Origin of the sequence: Corynebacterium sp. sy039, from assembly GCF_007904105.1 — a bacterium.
Lineage (GTDB): Bacteria > Actinomycetota > Actinomycetes > Mycobacteriales > Mycobacteriaceae > Corynebacterium.
Genome location: NZ_CP042325.1, coordinates 2194484 through 2219693, shown reverse-complemented (window position 1 = coordinate 2219693; position 25210 = coordinate 2194484). Strand labels below are relative to the sequence as shown.

Here is a 25210-nt window from a genome sequence, read left to right as displayed (position 1 = left end):
GTCGATGGACGTAGAGTCGATTTACCCTATTCTGTTTTTCGTCCATTAGCGTGGTGGAAACAATGGAAAAGCCGACTAGAGCAGGTAGGATGTTCTGAGTGAATCCACAACATATTGATATTCAGTTAGCTGGTGTTTTAGCTCGTGCACAGGCAGCCCTCAACCAGGAAAAGGCACTGCTGCAACCATTAGCTCAGCTATTCCATGAGCATGGTTATCAGCTGTATGTGGTTGGTGGGTGTGTTCGTGATGCCTTGTTGGGAACCTTAAGCAATGATTTGGATTTCACAACCAATGCTCGCCCACAAGCCATTAAGGAAATTCTTTCTGGCTTTGCCGACGCTATCTGGGAGCCAGGTATTGCTTATGGCACAATCTCTGCAGAGAAAGATGAGCGGCAACTAGAGATAACGACGTTCCGTTCTGATACTTATGATGGGCATAGTCGTAATCCTGAGGTGCTTTTTGGCGATCGGCTTGAAGACGATCTCATTCGTCGAGATTTTCGGGTTAATGCAATGGCGATTGAGATCCTTCCCGATGGTTCTATGCAATTCCACGACCCTATGGGTGGGCTTGATGATCTCATGGCATCGCGTTTGGATACTCCTGCTACCCCAGAGCAAAGTTTTCATGATGATCCGTTGCGAATGTTGCGCGCGGCGCGTTTTGCTGCTCAATTAAACTTTGAGGTTGCTGAGCGGGTCCGGGTGGCAATGGCGCAGATGTCTCAGGATATTGCGCGCATTACTGCTGAGCGGATTAGAGCGGAATTAGATAAGTTGATGCTTGGTCAAGCACCGTGGCAAGGCATTGGGCTGATCGTCGATACGCATATCGCAGATATTATTTTCCCTGAGATTCCTGCTTTGCAATTAGAGCAGGATGAGCATCAACAGCATAAGGATGTTTATGCTCATTCTCTTAAGGTGCTGCGGCAGGCGATTGGGCATGAGCAAGAGCCTGATTTGGTGCTGCGGTGGGCAGCTTTACTGCATGATATTGGCAAGCCGGATACGCGTGCTTTTAATGAGCAGGGTCATGTGTCCTTTCACCAGCATGAGGTGGTGGGTGCTAAGTTGGCTCGACGACGTATGCGCGCATTGAAATACTCCAAGCAGATGATTAGTGATGTGAGCCAGCTGATTTATTTGCATATGCGTTTTCATGGGTTCAGCGACTCTGATTGGACTGATTCCGCGGTACGACGTTATGTAGCAGATGCTGGGGAACTTTTGCCACGTTTGCATAAGCTAGTTCGTTCTGACTGCACGACGCGTAATAAGAAAAAAGCAGATCGTTTAGCTCGTGCTTATGATCGCTTAGAAGAACGCATTGAAGCCTTGGCTGCTGCGGAGGATCTTGCACGAGTGCGCCCTGATCTGGATGGGAATGAGATTATGGAAATCCTCGGCTTACAGCCCGGTCCAGAGGTGGGACAAGCATGGACATTCCTCAAGGAATTGCGGCTTGAATGTGGACCATTGCCGAGAGAAGAAGCGATTACCCGATTACAGCAGTGGTGGGCGCATACGCAGAAGGAAGGAAAATGATGTCTCGGTTATTTGCGGATTCCTTATTCAATGCGATGGAAAAAATTGATCCTGCGCCTGGGATGTTGCTCCTGGCCTCCCCTGGTCTTGCCAGTGATGACTTTGCCCGTAGCGTCATTTTGCTCTTGGAGCATAATGAGATGAGAAGTTTTGGGGTGAACCTGGTTGCTCGTAGCGACATTGCCATCGGTAATGTGTTGCCTGAGTGGATTGATCTGGTAGCAAAGCCCAAAGTTCTCTACATTGGTGGTCCGATCAATCAACAGGCTGTTGTTGGTGTTGGTGTGACTAAGCCTGATGTGGATATTGCGCAGCATGATTGTCTAACCCGTTTAGCTAATCGACTGGTGCATATTGATTTGCATACTCCACCCCAGCAGCTTGATGACCTCATTCAGGAAATGCGTATGTTTGTTGGTTATGCAGAGTGGGCGCCTGGTCAATTAGCGGAAGAAATCGAATGCGGCGAATGGTATGTTACTCCTGCCCTGCCTTCCGACGTTACGGCTGCCGGTGTTGTTGATGTATGGGGCAGTATTATGCGTCGGCAGCCAATGCCATTACCGTTGTTTTCAACCTATCCAGAAGAGATTACCGATAACTGATGGTTTCACATGAAACGCGCAAAGAAATACTCGCTGCCATTAAACTTTCGTGGGCAGTGGGTTTGGGGCTTATTCCGCTAGGTCTTGCTTTTGGTCTTTTTCTCACACAATCTGGTTTTGACTGGTGGTGGACGCCTATCTTCTCCATCGTTATCTATGCAGGTTCTATGGAGTTTCTTGCTGTGGGATTAGTAACCCAGGGTGTTGGTCCTCTTTCTGCTGCTTTGACTGGTTTTATGGTGAATTTCCGCCATATTTTTTATGGACTGACTTTTCCACGACATCGGATCACGAATAAATACGCCAAAGGTTATGTGACTTATGCACTTACTGACGAGTCCTATGCCATAGTCTCAGCCCATGATCTAGCTGCAACTCGTCGAGTTGAAAAACAGCTTTCTGGTAGGCAGATACTTACTATTGTCATTTGGTGCCAATTGCTATGGGTAGTGTCAGGTATTTTCGGTGCCTTGTGTGGAGCGTTTTTGCCTGCAGACATTAAAGGTATGGATTTTGCACTCACTGCCCTTTTCGCAGTTTTAGCGTGGGAGGCTTTTGCTGCTCACAAAGATTTATCATTGATAATTATCGCCAGCTGTCTTGCCTTGGCTGTAATCGTATTGGCTCCAGATAAAATACTTGTCCTCGCACTGACCCTTTACTTTCTGAGTCTAGTGCTGCGGCATCTCTCACCGAGATTGGATAAAGCATTAGAAATTCAACTAGGGAGTAGCGATAAGGATACAAAGCATGATTAACGAATTCACTGCTACTGCCCTAGCAGGGCTCCCGCCAGAGGTAACTTTAGAAAAAGTTGTGGCTGTGCTGTTGCCCGTGGGTATTGTCACCGTTTTATTGCGTCAACTTCCCTTTAGTGCTGTTCGCTTTCTTAAGGGAAGCTCTTTTATGGCATTATTGTCGCGAACAATGCCTGTGGGTGTTATGACAGTGCTCGTTATCTATACGCTCTATAGTTCCCGAACTAATCCAGGCGGTATAGGTGCTTCTGCATTAGCGTTATTTGCTACATTGCTCCTGCATTGGTGGCGCAGGAATGCTGGGCTATCGATCGTGGGCGGAGTTGTGTGTTATATGCTGCTAGTGAACATTGTGTTTGCTTAGCCTAATTCCGGGAATTTTTCTAGGACTTCTTGCCATAAAGCAAAGAAGTCCTTTTCTGTGAGGTAGCTACTCTTAATATCGGGAAAATTCTTATACTTTTCAGGATGAGGCACGGTTCTTTCCGGCGGTGCAGCAAGATTACGTGTGGTGCTTTCATTGGCGGCACCCTGAACTCTGCCGTGAGGATCCAATTCAATAATTTTGAGCAAAGAACATGGTTGTCCTGCTATATGCTCTTGCAGCTGTGCGATATGAGTGCTGGTGCCCACTTGTGGGATTGTCATCGTTAAGCGTATATAAAGTAATTTGCTCATAGAGTTTTAGTTTAACGCATGATTTTTTTAAGGGCAGTTTCACGTGAAACTGCCCTGCGTTACTCATGCCCTATTCACGGGCATAGCGACCGGCTAACCAAGAACAAATGATTAGTTGCACTTGATGGAAAATCATCAACGGCAGAATTAAAATGCTGAGATTAGTGCTTGGGAAAATAATTGCGGCAATTGGTAGTCCAGACGCTAGTGATTTCTTTGAGCCGCAAAAACTAATGGCAATGGTATCTTTTCTGTTGAACCGAAGCAGTGCACCGATTTTTTTGCTTAGAAATAGCATAAAACTTACGAGTAAAACAGAGAATATGATGAGAGTGATTATTTGCCAGGGTGCTATTGCTGACCAGATATGCTCCACCATTCCTGCAGAAAAAGCCGAATAGACAACCATGGCTATGGATCCCCTATCCACAATTTTCGTTGCTTTGCTTGCTGCTAAACGGGCGACCCAGGGGCGAGTGAGTTGACCTAGAATAAACGGAACTAGCAGTTGTAGTGATATGTCCATGAATACCGAAATGTCTATACTGACGGATTCCCCATTATTGGAATTGCCCATTAATAGGAATACCAATAATGGTGTCAAGACAACCCCAGCCAGATTAGAGACAGACGCTGCGACAATAGCTCCTGCAACATTGCCCTTGGCCATCCCAGTGAATGCTACAGAAGATTGTACCGTGGATGGAACCAGAGTTAGATAAAGAATACCAAGATAGAGTTGTGACCCTAAAAGATGTGTTAGTGGTTGTAGTCCCAGGCCAATAAGCGGGAAAATGACGAAAGTAAAACTGAGAACTGTAAGATGTAGCTTCCAGTTTTTCAGCCCGTCGAGAGCTTCTCTGGTGGATAAGCGCGCGCCATAGAGGTAAAACAGCAGTGCAATACTTAGCTTGACACCGTAGCTAAATAGCTCAGCAAATCTGCCTTGAGCAGGGAAAATAATCGCGATAAGAACCGCGGAAAGGATAATGACAATCAGTGGGTCCAGTTTTTTTAGCCAGTGGAGCATGGTCATATTCTAGAGGGTATTTTCCCTGGTGTCAGGCAAACTCTTAGCTAAGAGGCGCTGAGCTTTTCACCTTCATTTTTGAGTGTAGCCGCGGTAAGTGGTGCCCGAGAAGGTCCGCTACTTACTGAGCCATCAGCGATATTGAACTCTGACCCATGCTTTGGGCAGCGCACGGTGTTGCCGTTGACCATAGTAATAATGCCATTAGCGTGCGGGCATATCGCAGAATAGGCTTTGTACTCTCCTTTAGTGGGTTGGGCGATGATGAACTTATCAACAATGATCGCACTACCGACGGGTACATCTTGGACAGAAACCGATGCGGAGCCGCTGCCACCACTACCCTGGCTGCAACCACTCAGAGCAAGAGCGCCGGCGAAAGTGGTTGCGGTACCAAGTAAGAAAGAGCGACGGGAACAAACTGTGGCAGATTTTTGGGAGTGAGTAGACATGATTCCATTATATCTCAGTCGTTCCTATGGGTAAGCAATTACATCACTGTGACGTAATTCTAATGGCTTCAGGGCTGGCTAGAAAATTGCTAAAAATCTTTTGTCAGTGACGAGTCGCTGCTTTCATAGCAGAAACAAACTCATGGAGTTCTTTTTTGAGAGCTGGCATATTGGTAATATGAGCCGGGTTGGGATGAGTACCAGTTGTGTGTGATTCGATAATAGCAGTAATCGCAGAACCGGTGATTGCTCCAGCGGCACCCGCGGAAATAGCATCAGCTACATGGGTTGGTGTAGAGATACCAAACCCAAGCAATACCGGTGCTCCATCATAACGAGTGATATTATCAATTACCTCCTTTAGACCAGTGGTCTGTGATTCACGCTCAGTACCAGTTACTCCATCACGTGAAATGGCATAAATATATCCGCGAGAATGTCTTGCCACTCCTTCAAGAGTTTGTGCACTTGCAGCAGCAGGAGCAATAAAAATAGGTGCAATACCAGCTACTTCAGCAGCTTTAATGAACTCATTAGCCTCTCTCACTGGAATGTCTGGCAGCAAAATACTATCGGCACCAGCTTGAGCAAACTCTTGATAGAAGGCATCGATTCCACGACTAAAAGGAACATTGCCATAAATGAGCATTCCAATGGGGAGCTGTGGATTTTCTGAACGAATAACCTTAATCAGTTCTAAGGCGGAGTCGATCGTTGCGTGATTATCAAGTGCTCGCAGGTGTGATTTTTGGATTGTTGGTCCGTCGGCAACTGGATCTGAAAAAGGGACACCGAGTTCTAAAGCGTCTGCTCCTGCGTCGATAAGCGTGCGGATGATCTCCAGACATTCTGCAGGAGAAGGGTCGCCAAGCATGACAAAGGGTACAAAGGCACCTTCGTTTTTTGCGGATAGGGTGTCAAATAGTTGGGCGTAGCGATTGTGTGTCATTGGGCGATCTCCTGGAGTTTGAGTTCGGGGCGTTGTTCAAGCGTGCGACGAATGTGATCCACATCTTTGTCGCCACGACCCGATAACGAAACGAGAATGCTAATGTGCTCGCCTTTTTCCTCTGCCTGAGCAGCACGGTCAAGGGCATAGGCGAGAGCGTGACTTGACTCAAGAGCAGGGATAATCCCCTCTTTTAGCGAGAGAAGTTGAAAGGCCTGGAGAGCCTGCTCATCAGTGACAGCAACATACTGTGCACGTCCAGTAGCAGCGAGATAAGCATGTTGTGGTCCGACACCTGGATAGTCCAATCCCGCAGAGATGGAATATGACTCTTCCACTTGTCCTTCTTCATCGCGCATGAGATAGCTTTTTGCTCCATGCAGAATACCCATTTGACCATTGTTAATGGTTGCACCATGCTTGCCGCTGGCTAGACCAGCACCTCCTGGTTCTGCGCCAACTAATTCCACGGATTCTTCGTCGATAAAGTCGGCGAAGATGCCAATGGCATTGGATCCACCACCCACACAGGCAACCACAACGTCAGGTAATCCACCCGTCTGCTCTAGCATTTGTTGTTTTGCTTCGGTGGAAATTACTCTGTGGAACTCTCGCACAATGGTGGGAAATGGGTGCGGGCCGGCCGCTGTGCCAAGTAAGTAGTGCGACTCATGGAATGTGGCAGTCCAATCCCGTAATGCCTCATTCACAGCGTCTTTGAGTGTGCCTGAACCAGAATCGACTGGAACAACCTGTGCACCCATCAGTTGCATACGATATACATTTGGTTGTTGGCGTGCCACGTCGGTAGCGCCCATATAGATCACACACTCTAGTCCGAGTAGTGCACAAGCTAAGGCAGTTGCAGTGCCGTGTTGTCCAGCTCCGGTTTCTGCGATAATGCGTTTTTTGCCCATGCGCTTAGCCAGAAGTGCTTGACCAATTACTTGGTTGGTCTTGTGTGCACCGCCATGTACCAGATCCTCACGTTTGAGGAAAATCTGTGCATAGCCCTTCCCTTTTCCTGGTAGCGGTAAATTAGAACATAGGGTAAGCGGTGTTGGGCGCCCGAGGTAATCACGGAAATAGCCGCGTAGTTCGGTGAGGAAACTTTCGTCATTCATGGCATCGACAAAGGCTTGTTCTAATTGATCAAGCGCCGGAATGAGTGATTCTGGGACATACTGTCCGCCGAACTCACCAAAATATGCTGGTAATAATGTTTTTTCTGTCATTTCTGTTATTTCTTTGGGTTGAAGTTGCGAATTTTTTGCGAAAATTTCTCTCAGCTGAGCGGAATCCTTCTGCCCTGCCCATTTCTGAGCTGTCTGTGGGTATTCCACTCCAGAGTTAATGTCTACACCAAGACAATTTACCCTAAGAGCTTCCTCGATGTTCTTGGTTCCTATGCCGCCAGCAAGCAAACTCTTGGTTTTTATTTCATGAGGAATACGTGACCAATCAAAACTCATGCCAGTGCCTCCATTTCCAGCATCCAAGACGAGCTTATCGACGTTTTCCATAAGGTTGCGGGCAAGTTCTTCTGGTTGCTCTGCATGAGTCATAGAAACTGCACGCCATAACTCTATATGTGCACCACTGCTGCGTATTGCAGTGCGTGCTTGGTCGATGAGATTGAGTTCTGCTTCGAGGCTGCCCTGATAAGGTGCATGGAGTTGGAGTGCGCTCAGCTTGAGCTCCTGTGCTTGGTTAAGGAAGTCGGTGAAGTTATTGGTGAGCGTCGTAATGGCGACATAGCGTAAGTGGGGTTCGCCGGTGACAATTTTTTTTGCCGTTTCATGTGAAACGCTCCGTGGGCTTGGTTCGTGGAAAATGAGTCCGCCATAAACTGCACCCATAGCGCGTGCTGCACTGGCTGCTGCAGGGGTTTGTAGGCCACATACTTTATTGCTGCCATAGATGAGTTCTCGTGCTGCGCTATCAATATCTTCCTGACCGGTGAGATGTGAGCCTACTAAGAAGCCATGAGAATGAGAGCGAATACTGCGCACAGTATGGACGTCACGAATGCCGGATTCTGCAACAACCAGGGCATTATCGGGAATGAGTGTGCTAAGACGCTCAGAACGGGTCAGGTCAATGCTAAGGTCGTGCAAATTGCGGTGATTAATGCCAAAAATCTGTGCACCCAATGCCGTTCCACGTGAAACCTCGTGTTCGTCAATGACTTCGGTAAGAATATCCAGCCCGAGGTGAGTCGCTAAAGTGCTTAACCGAGTGTAGGTTTCATCATCCAGAATGGAAAGCATGAGCAGAATCGCGTCGGCGCCAAAATAGCGAGCAGCATATACTTGCACCTCATCAATAATGAAGTCCTTGCAGAGCACTGGTAAATGTGTACTTGCACGTACTGCAGCAAGATGATCGTAGTCGCCACCAAAACGCTCTGGTTCGCATAACACTGATATGCCAGCGGCGTAGCGGGAATAGATACTGGCAATCTCTGCTGGGCGATAATCAGCACGAATGAGCCCTAAAGAGGGGGAAGCGGATTTGCACTCCATGATGAAATGCGCTGCTCCCCTGCCGCCAGCGCAAAGATTATCATAAAGACTGCGATCGGATTTTTCTAATGCCTGCACGTCGACATGAGCAATGCGTGCTCGTATTTCGGCAAGATGCTCACGACGATGAGAAACAATATCCTCTAGCACAGTAGGTAAAGAATTACTCATGGTGACCATCCTTAACGCTATATTTCTGACGACTCTCCAACCACTCGGCAACTGCACCGGAATCTAGGAGCTCCTGGGCGCAGTGAGTTCCTTGTGCCAAAGAATCGACCTTATCGTGAAGATAGAGCATCGCTCCGGCATTAACTGCTAGAGCATCACGATGTGCAATGGCTCCCGAACCGGAAAAGCTGGCACGCATAAGTCGTGCATTCTCTTGAGCATCACCACCAACAAGTGCACTGAGTGGTTGAGATGCTACCCCTAAATCCTGCGGCGAGAGTTCATAATGCGTAATATCACCATCTTCATGTAACTCCCAGAAAAGGGTTGTGCCATGAAGAGCAATTTCATCAGTGCCGCTGCCATGAATAACCAACGCACGTTTGCGTCCAAGCTCTCGGAACACCTCTGCAATAAGCTGCCCCATCGCTGGCTTGGCAATGCCCATAATCTGCAGCTCAGGACGCACAGGTGACAAAATAGGACCAAGAGTGTTGAAAATCGTCGGGAGTTTTAGGGCGCGACGCACCGGCATGACATGGGCAACTGCGGGATGATATGCAGGAGCAAAGAGAAAGGTGAAGTTGCTGTCCTCAAGCTCTTTGAGTGCTTGATCAGAGTCCGCGTCGAGACGAATGCCCAACTCCTCCAGCACATCGGCAGAGCCTGAACGTGAACTCACTGAACGATTACCGCACTTTACTACCTTGCACCCAGCTGCAGCAGTAACCAGCGATGCACCGGTGGTGATATTGATGGTATTGGCACCATCACCACCAGTACCAGCAGTGTCAATAATGCCCGCACCTGAAACGGGGAAAGGTCGGGCTGCATCCAGAAAAGCACGAGCTGCCCCGACGATATCCGCAAAGGTTTCACCACGAGTACGCAATGTGGCGAGTAACGCTGCAATATGAATATCGTCATATTCGCCTTGGGTCAATGGTTGGAATACCGCTTGAGCCTGAGCGATGGTGGGCTGAGGATTATCGAGATAGTCAAGAAGCGTCTTGAGCATGGTTTGATTAGTCATAACAATTCTTTTCTTAAACTAGTGCTGCAATAATTTCTGAATACACCTATCCAAAATAATAGGTCCTTGAGGGGTCAATATGGACTCAGGGTGGAATTGCAATCCAATAGCTCCTGCCTGATCACGGGTAGAGTCCTGGGAGTCCTGTTGGTTCTGCACAAAATTATCAGTGCACGCCGCCATAATTACTTCACCAATATCAGAGGGGCACGTCGCTAAGGCACTCATGCCATGAGGGACGTGAGTGCAGCCTAAAGAATGATAGCGTGCTACTGGAACGCGAGGTGCGGAATGTGTTTGTCCTGGTTGCTCAGTAATGGTTAAGCCAGAAAAAATGCCGCTGGCTTCTCCCGCCTGGTTAAGACTCATATAATCTGTTTCGCCATGAACAGGTCCACACATCTCCACGGTGCCACCAAAATGATCCAGTAGCGCCTGGAACCCTAAACAAATACCTAGTATGGGCACCGTGCCTAAAGCATGCTCGATAATGCTCATCATGGAGCCAGCTTCACGTGGGTGCCCAGGTCCAGGAGATAAACAGATCAAGTCAGGTTTGGCTGCAAGAACCTGCCCAGGGGTGACATTATTACGGAACACTGTGCACCGGTAGCCACCAACAAGGAAAGTATCGACGAGATTATAGATAAAAGAATCTCGATTATCGATAAGGACAACGTGAATATCTTTAGTCATGGGTGATTACCTCAATCTTTTTCCCCTGTGCCTGGGCAATAGCTGACAATGTGGCATAAGCCTTGTGATAAGACTCGTATGCTTCCTTAATAGGAACAGAATCACGAACCACACCGGCGCCTGCTTGAACAAAAGCGGTACCGCCGCGCACAAAGGCAGAGCGGATAACAATGCAGGTATCCATCGAACCATTGCCGCTAAGATAACCTACAGCACCGCCATAGGAACCGCGCCGAGTACCTTCTACCTCCCTAATCAATTCAATTGCGCGCAATTTAGGTGCACCGGTCAAAGTACCCATATTCATACAGGCGCGATAAGCGTCGAGGGCATCCAAATCCGTATCTAAGGTAGCCACTACCCTACTCACCAAATGCATAATGCGAGAATAACGATCCACCTTCATAAACTCAGCGACTTTACGAGTAGCGGGCTGGGCAATGCGAGCTAAATCATTACGGGCCAGGTCGATAAGCATAATATGCTCAGCAATCTCTTTCGCATTACTACGCATCTCTAATTCAGCACGAATATCCAGCTCGTGATTAACTGTGCCATCGGGGTTCAAGCCTCTGGGAATAGAACCCGCAACGGGATAAAGCTCAACCTGGCGCGTATGGGCATCAAAAGCCAGATTTGTTTCTGGAGAAGCACCAAAGAGCTCAAAGTCCTGGGCTGTTGTGCTGCCGAGAATGTGCTCACCAAACTCAGCTGGGACATGACCACGCACATAAAACATATATGGGCTGGGGCTTGTCTCGCGCAAAGTCCGATACGCCGCAAAAGCATCAGGACAGTCCATGCGGAAAGTGCGCGCTGGAACAACCTGGTAGATATCACCCTGGCGGATATTTTCTTGGAGCTTGAGCACTTGCGCACAGAATTCATCGTCAGTGGTTTCTGCATAGGCGTATGCCTTTTCCTCTGTGTGTGCCAATGGCGCATAATCACTATGGAAATCGTCGATAAGCTGGGCTAATTGATCAAGATGAGCGTGGAGTTGTTCCTTATCTACGCCAATTGCCTCAATAACAGCCTGCTCAGAGAGGTGATCAACGCGCAGATAGGTCTGAGCTAATAAAAATTGATAATCCGGATAAGAATTAGACCCCGGAGGCACGCTAGCAAAGTGCTCAAAAGTCTCAATATAATCCGAAGCAAAGGCGCCGCCTAGAAACGGCAAAAACTCGCCTTGATACCCGGCCTCCAATTGTAAAGCACGCAGTACCCATGAGGGATTAGGAGCCTGCAAACGCTTGCGCTCATCAAGCTCATCGGCTGGCGGGAAAGCAAAAACCACAGTGCGGTCTTTACGCTGTTCGACGAGATACTCAGCTAATTGTTCAGCTATGCGCTGGGCAATGAGCTCGCCTGCTGTGGTTAATGGCTCGACATATACCTGCTGCCCCACACAGGTAACCCGAGCTGCTCCGTCGAGAATGCCAATGCAGAGTGTTTTTTTCTTAGAATCAATATCACTAGACTCCAGCAACACGCTATCGGTGGCAGTTACTCCCCCGAGGGTGGCAAATAGCCCAGCTACATCTTCGTGATAAGCGACTGAGCGCTTCTCGACGAATATCTCCATCCTTACTCCTTAAAGATACTCAAGCAAATGCGTATGACCAGTGTGCTTGGTGCTATAAGGACTTAAGGTTTATCCAAAAAGACCCGCAGCGCCAGGCAGTGCGGGTCATAAAATAAATGAGGTAATAATTCTTGTGGCATGACCCGCCGCTAAGCGCGCCACCACCATGTACGTGAATTAGTTACCAAAGCCATACTTTGTAAACCTACTGTGAGCATGGTTCTTTCGCAAGTTTCACCCCAGGTGGGGTAAAACTCAGCCCTCTGTAACAGGTTTAGCGGCAGGTTCGGCACCTGCATGAGCTGAATCAGCAGCATCTGCAGTATGCGCTGCCCGACGCAGAGCCGTCACATCTACCTCGGGAGTAGCAGCAGGTTCTGCATTTGTTTCTGTGCTGCAGGTGCCGCCACAATCACACCCTTGATCAGTGCTTTGTTGTTGCTGTTGATCCAAAATTGCGGCTGTCCGAGCACCTAAATTAGCGCCAAGACTAATGAGCACCAATGTGATTAGGCAAAAAGCTATCGGCAAAAGCCATTCCCACCCGTGGGCATTGAATGACATGAGTCCGCCAAAGGAAAGACTGATTGATGCCAGTACCCATATGGGTCCTGCGACATGATGAGCAGCATTCCAAAGCTCTTCAGATTTTCTTACCTCTGGAACCCGAATACCAATGATCTTATTGCCGCGTAATGCATTGCACCAGGACAAGACACCGATGGTGAGGAGAAAAAGTGAGCATAGACTGAGGGCAGTGCCGATAATAATGCCGGTATTCATGAGTTTTAGTTTAACGCTGGCTGGTTGCGTCTTGCTAATTCATGATTAAAGGCTTGGTTGCCGTCGAAAGTTCGGTATAGTAACAGCAAAGTTAATTATTCCCACCTTTAAGGGGTTTGACATGGACATTAAGCGGTTATCCTCGTCGCTATTATTTCGGATTATTCTCGCAATTATTCTTGGTTCCTTGTGCAGTCTGTTCTTCCCAGTGCCCCTAGCACGGGTTTTTGTTACTTTTAATGGGCTGTTTAGTAACTTCCTTGGCTTTTTTATCCCAGTGCTTATTTTCGCATTGATTACCCCAGCAATTGCTGGTCTTGGTCGAGGAGCTGGTAAGTGGCTGGCCATTACTACAGGAATTGCCTATGGGTCTGCTGTGGTATCTGGTTTATTGTCCTGGCTAGTGGCTACTTCCTTGTATCCGGTACTCTTGGCTGGGCAGAAGTCGATAAAGGCGGCGGATATTGAAAAAGGCGCGCTTAGCTCATATATTTCCATTGACATTCCAGCGCCTATGGAAGTGATGACAGCGCTCATTCTTGCCTTTGCCGTAGGTGTAGCGATGACGGCAGTAAAGTCAGATACGCTCTATGGTGGTGTTGCAGACTTACGACGAGTGGTCATGAAAATTATTTCCTCATTCATTGTGCCACTACTGCCTATCTATATTTTCGGAATGTTTTTGTCGTTGGGCATGAATGGCAATCTCAAGACAACGCTTATTGCCTTTTCTAAGGTGCTGGTATTGGCAATCGTGATGAGTTTTATCCTGTTACTTATCCAATTCATTATTGCAGGTGCTATTGCTGGTAAGAATCCATTTCGTTCATTGAAGAATATGCTTCCTGCGTATTTCACTGCTCTAGGTACTTCTTCTTCAGCAGCGACAATTCCGGTTACCTATCAAGCAGCGCGTAAGAATGATGTCCATGCTTCAGTAGCCGGTTTCGTTATTCCACTGTGCGCCACCATTCATCTTTCGGGTTCCATGATGAAAATTACGCTTTTCTCTTTTGCGATTATCTTCATGGACAACATGGATCTGAGTTTGGGTACTGCAATCGGTTTTATCCTTATGCTCGGTGTGACTATGGTGGCAGCTCCTGGTGTTCCTGGTGGCGCTATCATGGCAGCGGTGGGCTTGCTGTCGGCAAATCTTGGCTTCAGTGAAGATCAAGTTGCGTTGATGATTGCTGCCTATATAGCGATTGACTCCTTTGGCACGGCCTGCAATGTTACTGGTGATGGTGCCATTGCGATGGTCGTCGATAAGTTTGCTAAGGGTAATATCCAGCGCACCGAGTTACTTGATGAAGATGATTTAGGGCTGGCAGTTGCTATTGGTGCTGATGATTAAGTACGCTTAAGCCTTGTTCTCCCGCTGCTAAACTGGTGGCGGGATTTTTGTGTTTTATGTGGTTTCACATGAAACGCGTAGAGAGAGGACAGTAGTGCAAGCACATAAAATAGGGTTTGACCGCGATAAATACATTGAAATGCAATCGCAGCATATCCAACAACGGCGTGAAGAAATTGGCGGAAAACTCTATCTGGAAATGGGTGGTAAACTTTTCGACGATCTGCACGCCTCTCGGGTGCTCCCGGGATTTAGCCCTGACAATAAAATCGCCATGCTCGATCGCATTAAAGACGAGCTGGAAATTCTCATCTGCCTCAATGCCAAAGACTTGCAGCGCAATAAAATGCGCGCTGACCTCGATATTAGCTATGAAGATGATGTGCTGCGTCTCATTGATGTATTCCGCGAGCGTGGATTTTTGGTCGAAAATGTCGTGCTGACCCAAATGGAAGAGGATAACCACAAAGCAGCGCAATTTCGGGAAAGGCTCATCCGTCTTGGGGTAAAAGTTGCACGTCATCGTGTTATTGAAGGCTACCCCTCGAATATCGAGCATATTGTGTCGGAAGAAGGCTTGGGACGCAATGAATATGCCCACACCACACGTGATCTTGTGGTGGTTACTGCACCAGGTCCAGGTTCAGGAAAATTAGCAACCTGCTTGAGCCAGATTTACCATGAACATCGTCGTGGCATAAACGCTGGTTATGCCAAGTTTGAGACTTTTCCAATATGGAATCTCCCCCTTGAACATCCAGTCAACCTGGCTTATGAGGCAGCAACAGTGGATTTGGCTGACGCTAACGTCATTGACCATTTTCATCTGAGCGCCTATGGCACGTCGAGTGTGAATTATAATCGCGATGTTGAGGCATTTCCCCTGCTCAAGTCACTACTTAAGCGCTTAACCGGCAAAACACCTTATCAATCCCCTACTGATATGGGAGTCAATATGGCTGGTTTTTGCATTACCGATGATCAAGTATGCAGGCAGGCGAGCCAGCAAGAGATTATTCGTCGTTATGCAAAAGCACGCGTCGATGAGGTGCGATATGGGCATAGCAGTGCGATCTCCGAGCGTGCCGCGCAAATAATGGCAAAAGCAGATATTGGTATAGAACAGCGGCGGATTATTACTATCGCACGTGAACGGGCAGCGCAAACACAGGAACCAGCGTGTGCAGCCATACTTGCCGATGGAACGATTATCACAGGGCGCACCTCTGCCCTACTAGGATGTTGCGCTGCTATGTTACTCAATTCATTGAAATATCTAGCCGGCATACCTGATGAGCAGCACTTGCTTTCTCCTGCTGCCATTGAGCCAATTCAGAATCTCAAAACAAAGCATTTGGGTAGTGTGAATCCGCGTTTGCACACCGACGAGGTGCTCATTGCGTTATCAGTGTCTGCTTCTAGTGATCCTCATGCTCGAGCTGCACTGGAGCAACTTAAGAATCTTCGCGGTGTTGATGTGCATACGACGACCATCCTTGGCTCAGTCGATGAAGGTATTTTCCGCAATCTGGGAGTATGGGTGACCAGTGATGCTCAGTATCAAGGAAAATCACTCTATCAAAAGCACTGAGCTTGTACCTTTGTCTTGTTCTCATCACTTTCCTGATCGATCCTACAGTACACCGGTGGTGCATAAGAGTGTGACTATGGTTTATAGTTGATGTCGTCGTAGTGAACGGGAATGTCGGTGCGAATCCGACAGCGGACCTCGCCACTGTATGAGGTAATAAGTATCAATAAGCATTGAATACTTGCGACATAACGCGTCACGGTATTGGCCAGCCACTGTTGCGTATGCAATGGGAAGGCTCACGCGTTATCGCCTTAAAGCCAGGAGACCGACTATGGCACATATAGCGTTATCACCTGCGAGGACTCGGGTGCCGATCGAAAGTTGGAGCATATGCATATTGCAGAAGGATTCTTGCCAATCTCACACGCAATAGGGTGGACGGCGGTAGCCACACCTTTTGTTGCCTATGGTGCTTATTGTGTGCATAAACAAGTAAAAGAACAACCAGAAACAGGATTGCTCTTAGGAGCCGCTGGTGCTTTCAGTTTTGTTCTGAGTGCATTAAAAATCCCCTCTGTTACAGGTTCTTCCTCTCACCCCACTGGCACTGGACTGGGGGCAGTATTATTCAAGCCCCCAGTCATGGCCTTTATTGGAACAATAGTGCTGCTATTTCAGGCATTATTACTAGCTCACGGTGGCATTACTACTTTGGGTGCCAATGTGACTTCCATGGCAATAGTTGGTCCGTGGGTGGGCTATGCGTGCTGGTCGGCACTGAGAAAAGCAAAGATCGGGATAGAAGTAGCTATTTTCGGTGCCGCATTTTTCGCCGATATTTCTACCTACATGGTTACTGCTACCCAACTTGCATTGGCGCATCATGGTGGCAATTTCTTCTCAGCATTAGGTTCCTTTTTGGCACTCTATGCTCCCACGCAGCTGCCATTGGCGCTTATTGAAGCTATTGTTACGGTACTGATTATCCGAGCACTAAAGAGTATCGCTGCTGCTGAGTTGATCCGTCTGGGTGTTATGACATCATCAGAGAGCATAGAGGAGACAGCGCAGCCTACTCCTAACCAAGAGGTGTCAGCATAATGAAAAAATCAACATGGGTATCTTTGGGGCTTATCGCGCTTATTATTGTTATTGCTGTTTTGCCCTTTATGATTCATTCCACTAATTCTGCTGGTGAAGAAGCCTTTGGCGGTACTGATGATGGTGCAGAAGAAATTATCACGCAGTATTCTCCTGATTATCAGCCGTGGTTCCAGTCGATTATTGGTGAGCTACCCGGTGAAGTAGAGTCCGGCTTATTTGCACTCCAAGCAGCCTTAGGCGCAGGCGTGGTGGGATACACACTCGGCGTGTATCGGGGGCGCGCTAAAGAACGCGCAGGTAGTGCGTCGAAAGTGCATAAAGACACATAGATATTGTGAATCCACTAGAAAAAGCAGCTGTACGTAATCCCTGGGCAAAGCGTAGTGTTGGGGAAAAAGCCTTTTTATTCTTTGGGTTTGTTGTGCTAAGTATTGGGCTTGCACCGCTGCCGACATTGCCGCTATGTGCGCTCTGCCTGGGACTATTGGTACTGAGAACGCAGGTGCCACTGAGCCTGTTCTGTGCCACCATGAGTGCGTTGAGTTTTTTTATCGCGCTGGGTGTTTTGCCGCTGATATTTCGCTTGAGCCTGCATGGCATTGAGCTTATCGACGCAGGTCTACAGCGTGCAGCACTCTTACTTTGTCGAAGTGTGATTGCTTCTGCGGCGGTGGTGCTCTTTAGCTTGACCACTCCCCTAGCGGAAGTGATTGCTTGGCTGGGTAGAATAGGGCTGCCACAGACCTTGTGCTATGTCATTATGCTCATGTATCGCATGATTAGTATTATGCTGACCACGGCGCAGTCAATGTGGCAAGCTCAAGCGTTACGCTTAGGGCATAGTAATAAGCGGCGTATGGTGCAGTCGGCGGCAGCTCAAGCAGCTTCGCTCTTTGTGATTTCTTTTACAAAGGCACGCAATCTTGGCGCAGGTTTGGAGTTGCGCGCCGATCCAACGGCAATGCAGGTCATGCTGCCCCGACGTCAGGCAAATGTGATCCGCATTATTGCCATTAGTGTGCTTTTTGGTTTTATTATTGCTGCAAGTATATGAGCGCGATAGGACAAAAATATGCCAGAAAACCCGCCGATTATTCGGATTGATAATGTGTCGTTTAGCCACGAACACACCGAAGTATTGCGCGCGATAAATTTTTGGGCACACCCGGGTGAAGTTATTGCGTTGCTCGGACGCAATGGTGCAGGTAAATCCACATTATTCCGTATTATCGCGGGGGCATGGAAACCAGATTCCGGGACAGTATTTCTTAACGAGCAACCATATAGTTATCACCGTGCAGGACGCGATAGAGTACGTCGAGCCATTCAGCTTGTACTCCAAGAACCTGATGAACAAATTTTTTCCACAACAGTTAGCGCTGATGTGTCTTATGGTCCCATTAACTTGGGTTTATCTGAGGAAGAGGTAGCACAGCGAGTTGAATCTGCCTTGATACGTACAGGACTTGTCGAATATGCCAACCACGTACCACACCATTTATCTTTTGGGCAGCGGAAACGAGTCAGTCTCGCTGGGGCTTTAGCAATGCAACCAGCAGTATTAGTATTAGACGAGCCAACTGCTGGCTTAGACCCGGAAGGCCAAGAGGCAGTGCGTGGGTTCATAGATGAGCTAGCACAAGCCGGCACGACGATTATTTTTGCAACACACAACGTCGATTTTGCTTATGAAATTGCCGATCGTGTTGCCATTTTGACGGATGGTACGTTGCGCATGGGAGAAACTCGGACAATTCTCGCTGACCAAAATTTGCTCACTCATGCTGGGCTCACCGTCCCCTGGGCATTGCGAGTAAGTGAAATTTTGGGGCGGGATATTCGTCGGGTAGCTGATTTAGTTGAGAAAACACAAGGCTAGACATAGTTTCATCCAGTTGCCTAGCCATAGCGGTAAAACGCATATTACTTTGGTGGTAGCAATAGCGCACCGGTAATTATCGACGCATGGAAGGTGCGTGCTGCAACAATAAACCACGCCACTACAAGAAGGCCATAGTAGACCACTGCCCAAAAATCGAGCACGGCGATGTCTATATGGCGTGACATAACACTAAAGCCGGTGACACACGTACCAACTGGGAAGGTAAAAGACCACCAAGTAAGGGAGAAATTCATGCCATTGCGTGCGGCATGGAAGGTGATAAGCACAGCGATTGCTGTCCAGAGCAACGCAAAACCGAGCACTGCCATACCGTATATTTGCCCAAAAATTTGCAAAATCTCTGCGGTAGATTCATCTACTACAATTGTCGATTTTTCCGCCATATTACCGACGGCGGTAACAGATTGCCCTAATGGGCCAAGCACGATGAATAGGGTGGGAACCATTCCCACTGGGCCTGGACCGTGGAGTCCCAATTTAGCAATGAGGAGCACAATGATAGGCACGGCAGTCATTAACGAAATACCGAACATTCCATAGCAACACCATAGGAGTGTTTCTTGCCACTGACCTTGTGGCAGGTATGGAATAAGCGCAGGACCGAGTGCAGCAGAAACCATAGGGGGCACAATAGACATCAGCCAACCACCAAAAGCCCCCTCAATTCCTGCTTGCTGGGCAGAAGCAGTGCGATTAAACCAGAAATAAGGGACGATAATGGCAGTGGCTAAGCCAAGAATGGTACCAATGCTCCACAGTGCGATGGAGATATGAGAAGCAATAGTTATTCCAAAAATCTCTTTGCCGTAAATAAGAAAACCAGCTCCGATAGTCAAAATCGCCATCGGTAGCGCACCATAGAAATGTTGGAATACAGGATGTGTGTGGTGTGCTGAGGCACGTTCGTGGAACATAAACCAGTGCAGAGTTGTAGCAATAGTCACAGCAAGGAAAATCAATACTGCGAGTAGCCACATAATAAAGCCAAAAGTATGTAACCCAGGAAATTGTAGCGGTAATGTTGCCGCAGCATTAGCGACGATTCCCGTTCCCATGACGCTTGCGTACCAATTGGGTACGATATGCGCAAAGAGCATTCTCTTGTGTTCTACTTGGCGAAATACTTTTTTAGAAGTGGGCTGAGCTGTTGCCATGACCGGAAGCACTCCTTATCTGCTGCATAGGTGTAGCTTATGGTGTAGCTATATTGAGGTATATCGAGTCCAATCTGTAATCATAAAAATTATTATATGCCCTGCACATCCCTAAAATTGCCTGCAGATTTTACCCACATTTTAGGGGCATAATGTGGTTTTCCCTTCATGTTGCGCATTTTTCTTTTGGGTTTTCGCGCTTTTGCTGCGGCTGTTGCTGTGCTTGGGTATCTTTGGCTAGTTCAAGGACAGGCTTAAGGTATATTGCGGTATATTGCGGCTTTGACTTTGTGCCTGGTACATCTCCATCAAGACTCGACTAAACTATTTACCCATGACTGAAACGAAAGAAAATACTGCTACTTCTGCTGCGCCACAGTGTCGTTATACCGCAGAAATAGCTGGTGAAATTGAACGCAAATGGCAAAAATACTGGATCGATAATGGTACTTTTAATGCGCCAAACCCAGTAGGCGATCTTGCGGAAAACACAGGTGCAACGAAACAGCAGCTGGCTCAAGATAAACTCTTCGTTCAGGATATGTTCCCCTACCCTTCCGGAGTTGGACTCCATGTGGGGCACCCATTGGGGTATATTGCCACAGATGTCTATGCTCGTTTTAACCGAATGCTCGGCAAAAATGTATTGCATACCTTGGGTTATGATGCTTTTGGCTTGCCTGCAGAGCAATATGCAATCCAAACAGGCACTCACCCACGCACGACGACGCAGACCAATATCGAAAACATGGAGCGTCAGCTTAACCAGCTTGGTCTTGGGCATGATCGTCGTCGTAAAGTAACCACGACTGATCCAGAGTTTTATAAGTGGACTCAGTGGATTTTCTTACAGATTTTTAACTCATGGTTTGATAAGCAGCAGCAAAAAGCTCGTCCCATTAGTGAGTTGATTCCCTTATTAGAGTCGGGGGAGATGGCAGTGCCGGAAGGGTTCAGCGCGCCATATAGCGAGCTAGATCCAGTTGAGCAACGCAAAGTCGTCGATAGTTTCCGTTTGGTCTATCGCAGCCATTCCACGGTTAATTGGTGCCCAGGTTTGGGTACAGTGCTCGCCAATGAGGAGGTCACTCCCGACGGGCGGTCTGAGCGGGGTAATTTCCCTGTGTTCAGAAAGAATCTTTCTCAATGGATGATGCGTATTACCGCATACTCTGATCGGCTTATCGACGACCTTGATGATCTTGATTGGTCAGACAAGGTAAAGAGTATGCAGCGCAACTGGATTGGTCGTTCCCGGGGTGCGCACGTGCGTTTTAGCGCTCTCGAACATGACATCACTGTTTTTACGACCCGACCAGATACCCTATTTGGGGCTAGTTTCCTTGTTCTTGCACCAGAGCATGAATTAGTTGATGAGCTATTGGCTGCGGCGAATACCGACTCAGCCTATGCCGATTGTGATGCACGCTGGACTTTTGGACAGGACAATCCCCGTGCTGCTGTGGCTCAGTATCGCAAAGCTATTGCTGCTAAAAGTGATGTTGAGCGCCAGGAGAATAAAGAAAAAACCGGTGTCTACCTGGGTGTTCACGCCGTAAATCCCGTTAATGGCAAAGAGATTCCAGTATTTATCAGTGACTACGTGTTGCTCGGCTACGGCACTGGTGCAGTGATGGCAGTTCCTGCCCATGACCAGCGTGATTATGAATTTGCCCAAGAGTTCGGCTTGCCTATTACCCCCGTGGTAGAAGGTGACATTTCTCAACAAGCATTTATCGACGATAATGCCCACATTAACTCTGCCAATGAACGTGGACTCGACATCAACGGTTTGGATAAGACCCAAGCCATTGCCAAGGTAATCGATTGGTTAGTGGCTCACGACTATGGTGAGGAAAAAATCCAATATAAATTGCGCGATTGGCTCTTTGCTCGCCAACGCTATTGGGGAGAGCCCTTCCCTATCGTCTATGACGAGCATGGTTTAGCACACGCGCTACCTGAGTCGATGTTGCCAATCGAATTGCCTGAGGTTGCCGACTATAAACCAGTATCTTTCGATCCCGAGGACGCAGATTCTGAACCACAGCCACCACTAGCAAAGGCAGAAGAATGGGTCAATGTGGAGCTTGATCTTGGTGACGGTCTGAAAAAATACACACGTGATACCAATGTCATGCCCCAATGGGCAGGGTCTTCTTGGTACCAATTGCGTTATATTGATCCACATAACTCAGAGAAGTTCTGTGACATTGACAATGAGCGCTATTGGACTGGTCCGCAGCCAGAGAAATACGGCAGCAATGATCCAGGTGGTGTAGATCTCTATGTTGGTGGTGTCGAGCACGCTGTATTGCACCTGCTTTATGCACGTTTTTGGCATAAAGTGCTCTTTGACCTAGGGTTTGTTAGCTCAAGGGAACCTTATCGACGTCTGTATAACCAAGGCTATATCCAAGCCTATGCCTACACTGATGCTCGGGGTGTCTATGTGCCGGCAGCAGAGGTAGAAGAAAAAGACGGTGCCTTCTACTATCAGGGCGAACAGGTCAGCCAAGAATATGGAAAAATGGGTAAATCGCTCAAGAATGCCGTTGCTCCCGACGACATTTGTCGTGACTTTGGTGCTGATACCCTGCGCGTTTATGAGATGGCAATGGGACCATTGGATACCTCTCGCCCGTGGGCGACAAAAGACGTCGTCGGTGCGCAACGATTCCTACAACGACTCTGGCGTCTTGTTGTTGATGAAAATACTGGCAATACCACGCTTATCGACGCTGAACTAAGCGACCAAGACAATAAAGCACTGCACCGCAGTATTGCTGGTATTCGTGACGACTATGACAACTTGCGGATAAACACCGTGGTAGCAAAGGAAATTGAGTACGTCAATTACCTCACCAAAACCTATCCACATGGGGTACCACGCGCTGCAGTAGAACCACTGATCATCATGGTTGCTCCTATTGCGCCACATATTGCTGAAGAATTATGGCAACGAATTGGCCACCAAGACACCATCACATTCCAAGCCTTCCCGACGCATGAACAACGCTGGCTCAAGGATGATGAAATTGAACTACCTGTGCAGATCAATGGAAAAGTTCGAGCACGAGTCATGGTTCCGGCTGATGCCACCCAAGAGCAGATTGCCCAGGTAGCACTCGATAATGAGAGTGTGCAGGCGCAAATCTCAGGTAAGCAACTCATTAAGAGCATTGTGGTGCCAGGACGCATGATTAACTTTGTGGTCAAATAACCCCGTGGAACCCTTGAGACACTGGATGTGAGGCGCTAGGCATTGAGCTTGGTGCCTCACAATTTTCTGAGTACCGTGCAAGATAATTTTTGCAAGGATATTTCTACAAGAATGCACACAGTATTCACATAAGTTTTACTCAGAGATCCTAGGCTTAGCGCTTATGAACCGAAAAAGCATTGTATCAACACTCGCAGCCACAACTATTGGTCTTATTGCTACCGCACAATTAACCTTTGCTACTGGCACAGCTCAGGCTGAGGAAAAATACACTGGCGAACTACTTTCCACCATTGACCTAGGAGAACCAGCAGAAGGCTTCGGTGGTATCTCCGGGCTTACTCACCTCGGCGGCGATGAATACATGGCGCTTAGCGATGACTCAACTGGCAAATCTCGGATGTACCGCATGACCATCCCCGCAGACTACAATGCTAATGACAAAATCAAGGTCACAGACACCATCATGCTGCACGACCCACAAGGAAACCCATACCCTAAAGAGTCAGTAGACCCAGAATCAATCCGTTTGCTTCCCGACGGCACCCTAGCGTGGACCACCGAAGGATGGGCAAAAGACGGTAACTTCATTGCACCAGGCATCATCATTAGCGATCAACAGGGCAAAGAGTTACGTCGTATAGCAGCGCCGGCATATCATGCGCCAACCCCAGATGGAAAAATGGGTATTTCACATAATCAAGCCAATGAAGGGCTCACCCGCATTTACGGCAACGATGACATTCTTATGACCATCAATGAGGGAACACTCATACAAGACGGTGAACAAAATACCGAAGAACACGGCATGAAAGTGCGATTGACCCAATACTCCTTGAGCAAGGGCGAAGCAATTGCGGAATATGTTGTAGAGATTGGACCGCGTTATCCACACTCGAAACTTCGCGGACCTTCTGAAATTATCGCAGCTAATGACGGCAGTTTCTATATCATCGAGCGCGGTTATATCCCAGACAATGGCAACTTAGGCGAAATCTACCGCATCACCCTCGACGGCGCGACCAATGTGCTTGGGCGCAGCGCTCTCGACGGCACTGAAGTCCCAGTGAAAAAAGAATTAGTTTTTGACTTTGCCTCAATGCTCAAAAACGACGGCACCGACCCCATTGACAATGTGGAAGCATTATCCTGGGGACCTGTGCTACCTGATGGTCGCGCCCAGTTAATTGTCATTGCCGATGATAATTTCAACGAGACTCAGCGCACCCTCTTAGACCGCATTGCCATCGCTAAGAATTAGTGTTTTGGCAGGTTGGGCACCAAAATAGATTCCTGCCTTCCACAGTTGTGTGCGCAATAGGGCTTGCGCAGATATAGCAGGGTAACAGCTGTCGACGATACACATACACTTCCCCACCGTGATCATCTTTGCGCGGTGGGCGATTCATTGCTTGGGGGGTATGTTCTGGGCGAACCGTATCTATCCTGCCTGTCTTAACCCCCTCATTCATCAAAAAGACGAGATCCTGCCAGATATCGTCGAAAGCGCTCAGCTGGGCTCCGGGCGTAAAAGGGTTAATCCGCAATCGGAATAGGGTTTCAGCACGATAGATATTGCCCACACCAGCAAATAATTTTTGATCCATCAGCAGTGAAGCAATACTGCGCTGTGAGCGCATGACCTTTTCTCTAATTTTCGCAATATGCTCGGTGCGGGTATCTGCGCGCAAAGGATCAATACCGAGTTTAGTTGTAGCTATGTGTTGTTCTTGGTCGCTGATGAGTCGACACCATTGTGGACCGCGCAAGTGCGCAGAGAGAATATCCCTATTGTCTGGGTATCAATTTTTAATCGAATATGACCAGGGGTGTGCTCGCGTGGCTCAAAACGAAAACTACCGATAAGCCCAAGATGAATGTGAACAATATGCGTGGGTGAGTCATTCTCAAACTCCAGAAATAAATGCTTTCCCCAGGCAGAGGCGCGCACAAAAGGATGGTTAGTGAGTAGTTGTGCTTCGTGTGCGAAACGTCCTTGCGGTGAGCTGACCAGTGGTGAGCTATGGCAAAAGGCATGGTTAAGGTCGTGACTGAGCTTGTGAATAACGTGTCCCTCGGGCATGAAATATATGCTACGCGCTTAGCGCGCTAGA

The 25210-nt window shown here is 48.0% G+C and carries 22 protein-coding genes, 2 pseudogenes and 1 riboswitch; of the genes and pseudogenes, 12 read left to right on the top strand and 12 right to left on the bottom strand.

Annotated features, from left to right (window positions below; translation table 11 throughout):
• Positions 1-98 precede the first annotated feature (98 nt).
• From FQV43_RS10000 to FQV43_RS09985, 4 genes are read left to right on the top strand one after another with little or no spacing between them, the layout of a single operon-like run.
• On the top strand, positions 99-1553 hold the full coding sequence (locus tag FQV43_RS10000) for a CCA tRNA nucleotidyltransferase (protein ID WP_144273532.1): 1455 nt from the start codon (positions 99-101) through the stop codon (positions 1551-1553).
• The gene (locus tag FQV43_RS09995; protein ID WP_146340554.1) at positions 1553-2158 is read left to right on the top strand and encodes a YqgE/AlgH family protein; all 606 of its coding nucleotides are present in this window, start codon (positions 1553-1555) and stop codon (positions 2156-2158) included. Before FQV43_RS10000 ends, FQV43_RS09995 begins: the two co-directional genes overlap by 1 nt.
• Entirely contained in the window at positions 2158-2916 is a 759-nt protein-coding gene (locus FQV43_RS09990; protein WP_146340294.1) for an AzlC family ABC transporter permease, read from the top strand. Before FQV43_RS09995 ends, FQV43_RS09990 begins: the two co-directional genes overlap by 1 nt.
• On the top strand, positions 2909-3280 hold the full coding sequence (locus FQV43_RS09985) for a branched-chain amino acid transporter permease (protein WP_144273530.1): 372 nt from the start codon (positions 2909-2911) through the stop codon (positions 3278-3280). The genes FQV43_RS09990 and FQV43_RS09985 overlap by 8 nt, the downstream gene beginning before the upstream one ends.
• Here FQV43_RS09985 and FQV43_RS09980 read toward each other — a convergent pair.
• The 10 genes and pseudogenes from FQV43_RS09980 to FQV43_RS09935 all read right to left on the bottom strand — a co-directional run bounded on the left by FQV43_RS09980 (position 3277) and on the right by FQV43_RS09935 (position 12821).
• Positions 3277-3594: a hypothetical protein gene (locus FQV43_RS09980; RefSeq protein WP_146340292.1), complete on the bottom strand. Its 318-nt coding sequence runs from the start codon at positions 3592-3594 to the stop codon at positions 3277-3279. The two genes, FQV43_RS09985 and FQV43_RS09980, sit on opposite strands and share 4 nt — an antisense overlap.
• A gap of 70 nt (positions 3595-3664) precedes the next feature.
• Positions 3665-4624, bottom strand: coding sequence for a bile acid:sodium symporter family protein (locus FQV43_RS09975; RefSeq protein ID WP_146340552.1), 960 nt, complete (start codon positions 4622-4624; stop codon positions 3665-3667).
• Between the two features lie 47 nt (positions 4625-4671).
• Positions 4672-5076, bottom strand: a complete 405-nt coding sequence (locus FQV43_RS09970) for a Rieske (2Fe-2S) protein (protein ID WP_144273528.1) — start codon at positions 5074-5076, stop codon at positions 4672-4674.
• 103 nt (positions 5077-5179) lie between these two features.
• Positions 5180-6025 (bottom strand): tryptophan synthase subunit alpha, encoded by an 846-nt coding sequence (gene trpA, locus FQV43_RS09965; protein ID WP_146340290.1) that lies wholly within the window; start codon positions 6023-6025, stop codon positions 5180-5182.
• The gene (gene trpB / locus FQV43_RS09960) at positions 6022-7260 is read right to left on the bottom strand and encodes a tryptophan synthase subunit beta (RefSeq protein WP_144273526.1); all 1239 of its coding nucleotides are present in this window, start codon (positions 7258-7260) and stop codon (positions 6022-6024) included. The genes trpA and trpB overlap by 4 nt, the downstream gene beginning before the upstream one ends.
• A gap of 36 nt (positions 7261-7296) precedes the next feature.
• Positions 7297-8721: pseudogene (gene trpCF / locus FQV43_RS09955) on the bottom strand (bifunctional indole-3-glycerol-phosphate synthase TrpC/phosphoribosylanthranilate isomerase TrpF); the annotation flags it as partial.
• The gene (gene trpD, locus FQV43_RS09950; protein WP_146340288.1) at positions 8714-9754 is read right to left on the bottom strand and encodes an anthranilate phosphoribosyltransferase; all 1041 of its coding nucleotides are present in this window, start codon (positions 9752-9754) and stop codon (positions 8714-8716) included. The gene trpD and the pseudogene trpCF, both read right to left, overlap by 8 nt.
• A gap of 18 nt (positions 9755-9772) precedes the next feature.
• Entirely contained in the window at positions 9773-10450 is a 678-nt protein-coding gene (locus tag FQV43_RS09945; RefSeq protein WP_146340286.1) for a gamma-glutamyl-gamma-aminobutyrate hydrolase family protein, read from the bottom strand.
• On the bottom strand, positions 10443-12038 hold the full coding sequence (locus tag FQV43_RS09940) for an anthranilate synthase component 1 (protein ID WP_146340284.1): 1596 nt from the start codon (positions 12036-12038) through the stop codon (positions 10443-10445). The genes FQV43_RS09945 and FQV43_RS09940 overlap by 8 nt, the downstream gene beginning before the upstream one ends.
• 255 nt (positions 12039-12293) lie before the next feature.
• Positions 12294-12821 (bottom strand): SdpI family protein, encoded by a 528-nt coding sequence (locus tag FQV43_RS09935; protein WP_146340281.1) that lies wholly within the window; start codon positions 12819-12821, stop codon positions 12294-12296.
• 121 nt (positions 12822-12942) lie between these two features.
• Between FQV43_RS09935 and FQV43_RS09930 the strand changes: the two genes are divergently transcribed.
• The 6 genes from FQV43_RS09930 to FQV43_RS09905 all read left to right on the top strand — a co-directional run bounded on the left by FQV43_RS09930 (position 12943) and on the right by FQV43_RS09905 (position 18695).
• Positions 12943-14178, top strand: coding sequence for a dicarboxylate/amino acid:cation symporter (locus FQV43_RS09930; protein ID WP_144273520.1), 1236 nt, complete (start codon positions 12943-12945; stop codon positions 14176-14178).
• Between the two features lie 94 nt (positions 14179-14272).
• Entirely contained in the window at positions 14273-15769 is a 1497-nt protein-coding gene (locus FQV43_RS09925) for a DUF1846 domain-containing protein (RefSeq protein ID WP_255455978.1), read from the top strand.
• A 60-nt stretch (positions 15770-15829) separates the two neighbouring features.
• Positions 15830-16061, top strand: a riboswitch (cobalamin riboswitch).
• 41 nt (positions 16062-16102) lie between these two features.
• Complete coding sequence (locus FQV43_RS09920; protein WP_144273519.1) at positions 16103-16813, top strand: energy-coupling factor ABC transporter permease; 711 nt, start codon at positions 16103-16105, stop codon at positions 16811-16813.
• Complete coding sequence (locus FQV43_RS09915; protein ID WP_144273518.1) at positions 16813-17145, top strand: energy-coupling factor ABC transporter substrate-binding protein; 333 nt, start codon at positions 16813-16815, stop codon at positions 17143-17145. The genes FQV43_RS09920 and FQV43_RS09915 overlap by 1 nt, the downstream gene beginning before the upstream one ends.
• Before the next feature lie 5 nt (positions 17146-17150).
• A complete protein-coding gene (gene cbiQ, locus FQV43_RS09910) occupies positions 17151-17870 on the top strand; it encodes a cobalt ECF transporter T component CbiQ (protein WP_168195093.1) in 720 nt (239 codons plus the stop codon).
• A gap of 18 nt (positions 17871-17888) precedes the next feature.
• Complete coding sequence (locus FQV43_RS09905; RefSeq protein WP_146340277.1) at positions 17889-18695, top strand: energy-coupling factor ABC transporter ATP-binding protein; 807 nt, start codon at positions 17889-17891, stop codon at positions 18693-18695.
• Positions 18696-18739: 44 nt separating this feature from the next.
• Here the strand turns inward: FQV43_RS09905 and FQV43_RS09900 are convergent, their stop codons facing one another.
• Positions 18740-19873 carry a TDT family transporter gene (locus FQV43_RS09900; RefSeq protein ID WP_210415245.1) on the bottom strand — a complete coding sequence of 378 codons (1134 nt, stop codon included), beginning with the start codon at positions 19871-19873 and terminating at the stop codon, positions 18740-18742.
• A 334-nt stretch (positions 19874-20207) separates the two neighbouring features.
• Here FQV43_RS09900 and leuS point away from each other — a divergent pair, with 334 nt between their 5' ends.
• Positions 20208-23096, top strand: coding sequence for a leucine--tRNA ligase (gene leuS / locus FQV43_RS09895; RefSeq protein ID WP_144273515.1), 2889 nt, complete (start codon positions 20208-20210; stop codon positions 23094-23096).
• Between the two features lie 163 nt (positions 23097-23259).
• Positions 23260-24357, top strand: coding sequence for an esterase-like activity of phytase family protein (locus tag FQV43_RS09890; protein WP_144273514.1), 1098 nt, complete (start codon positions 23260-23262; stop codon positions 24355-24357).
• On the opposite strand, the pseudogene FQV43_RS09885 reads toward FQV43_RS09890, so the two are convergent.
• Positions 24347-25179 (bottom strand): annotated as a pseudogene (locus FQV43_RS09885) (Fpg/Nei family DNA glycosylase). The gene FQV43_RS09890 and the pseudogene FQV43_RS09885 overlap by 11 nt on opposite strands.
• Positions 25180-25210: the final 31 nt, after the last annotated feature.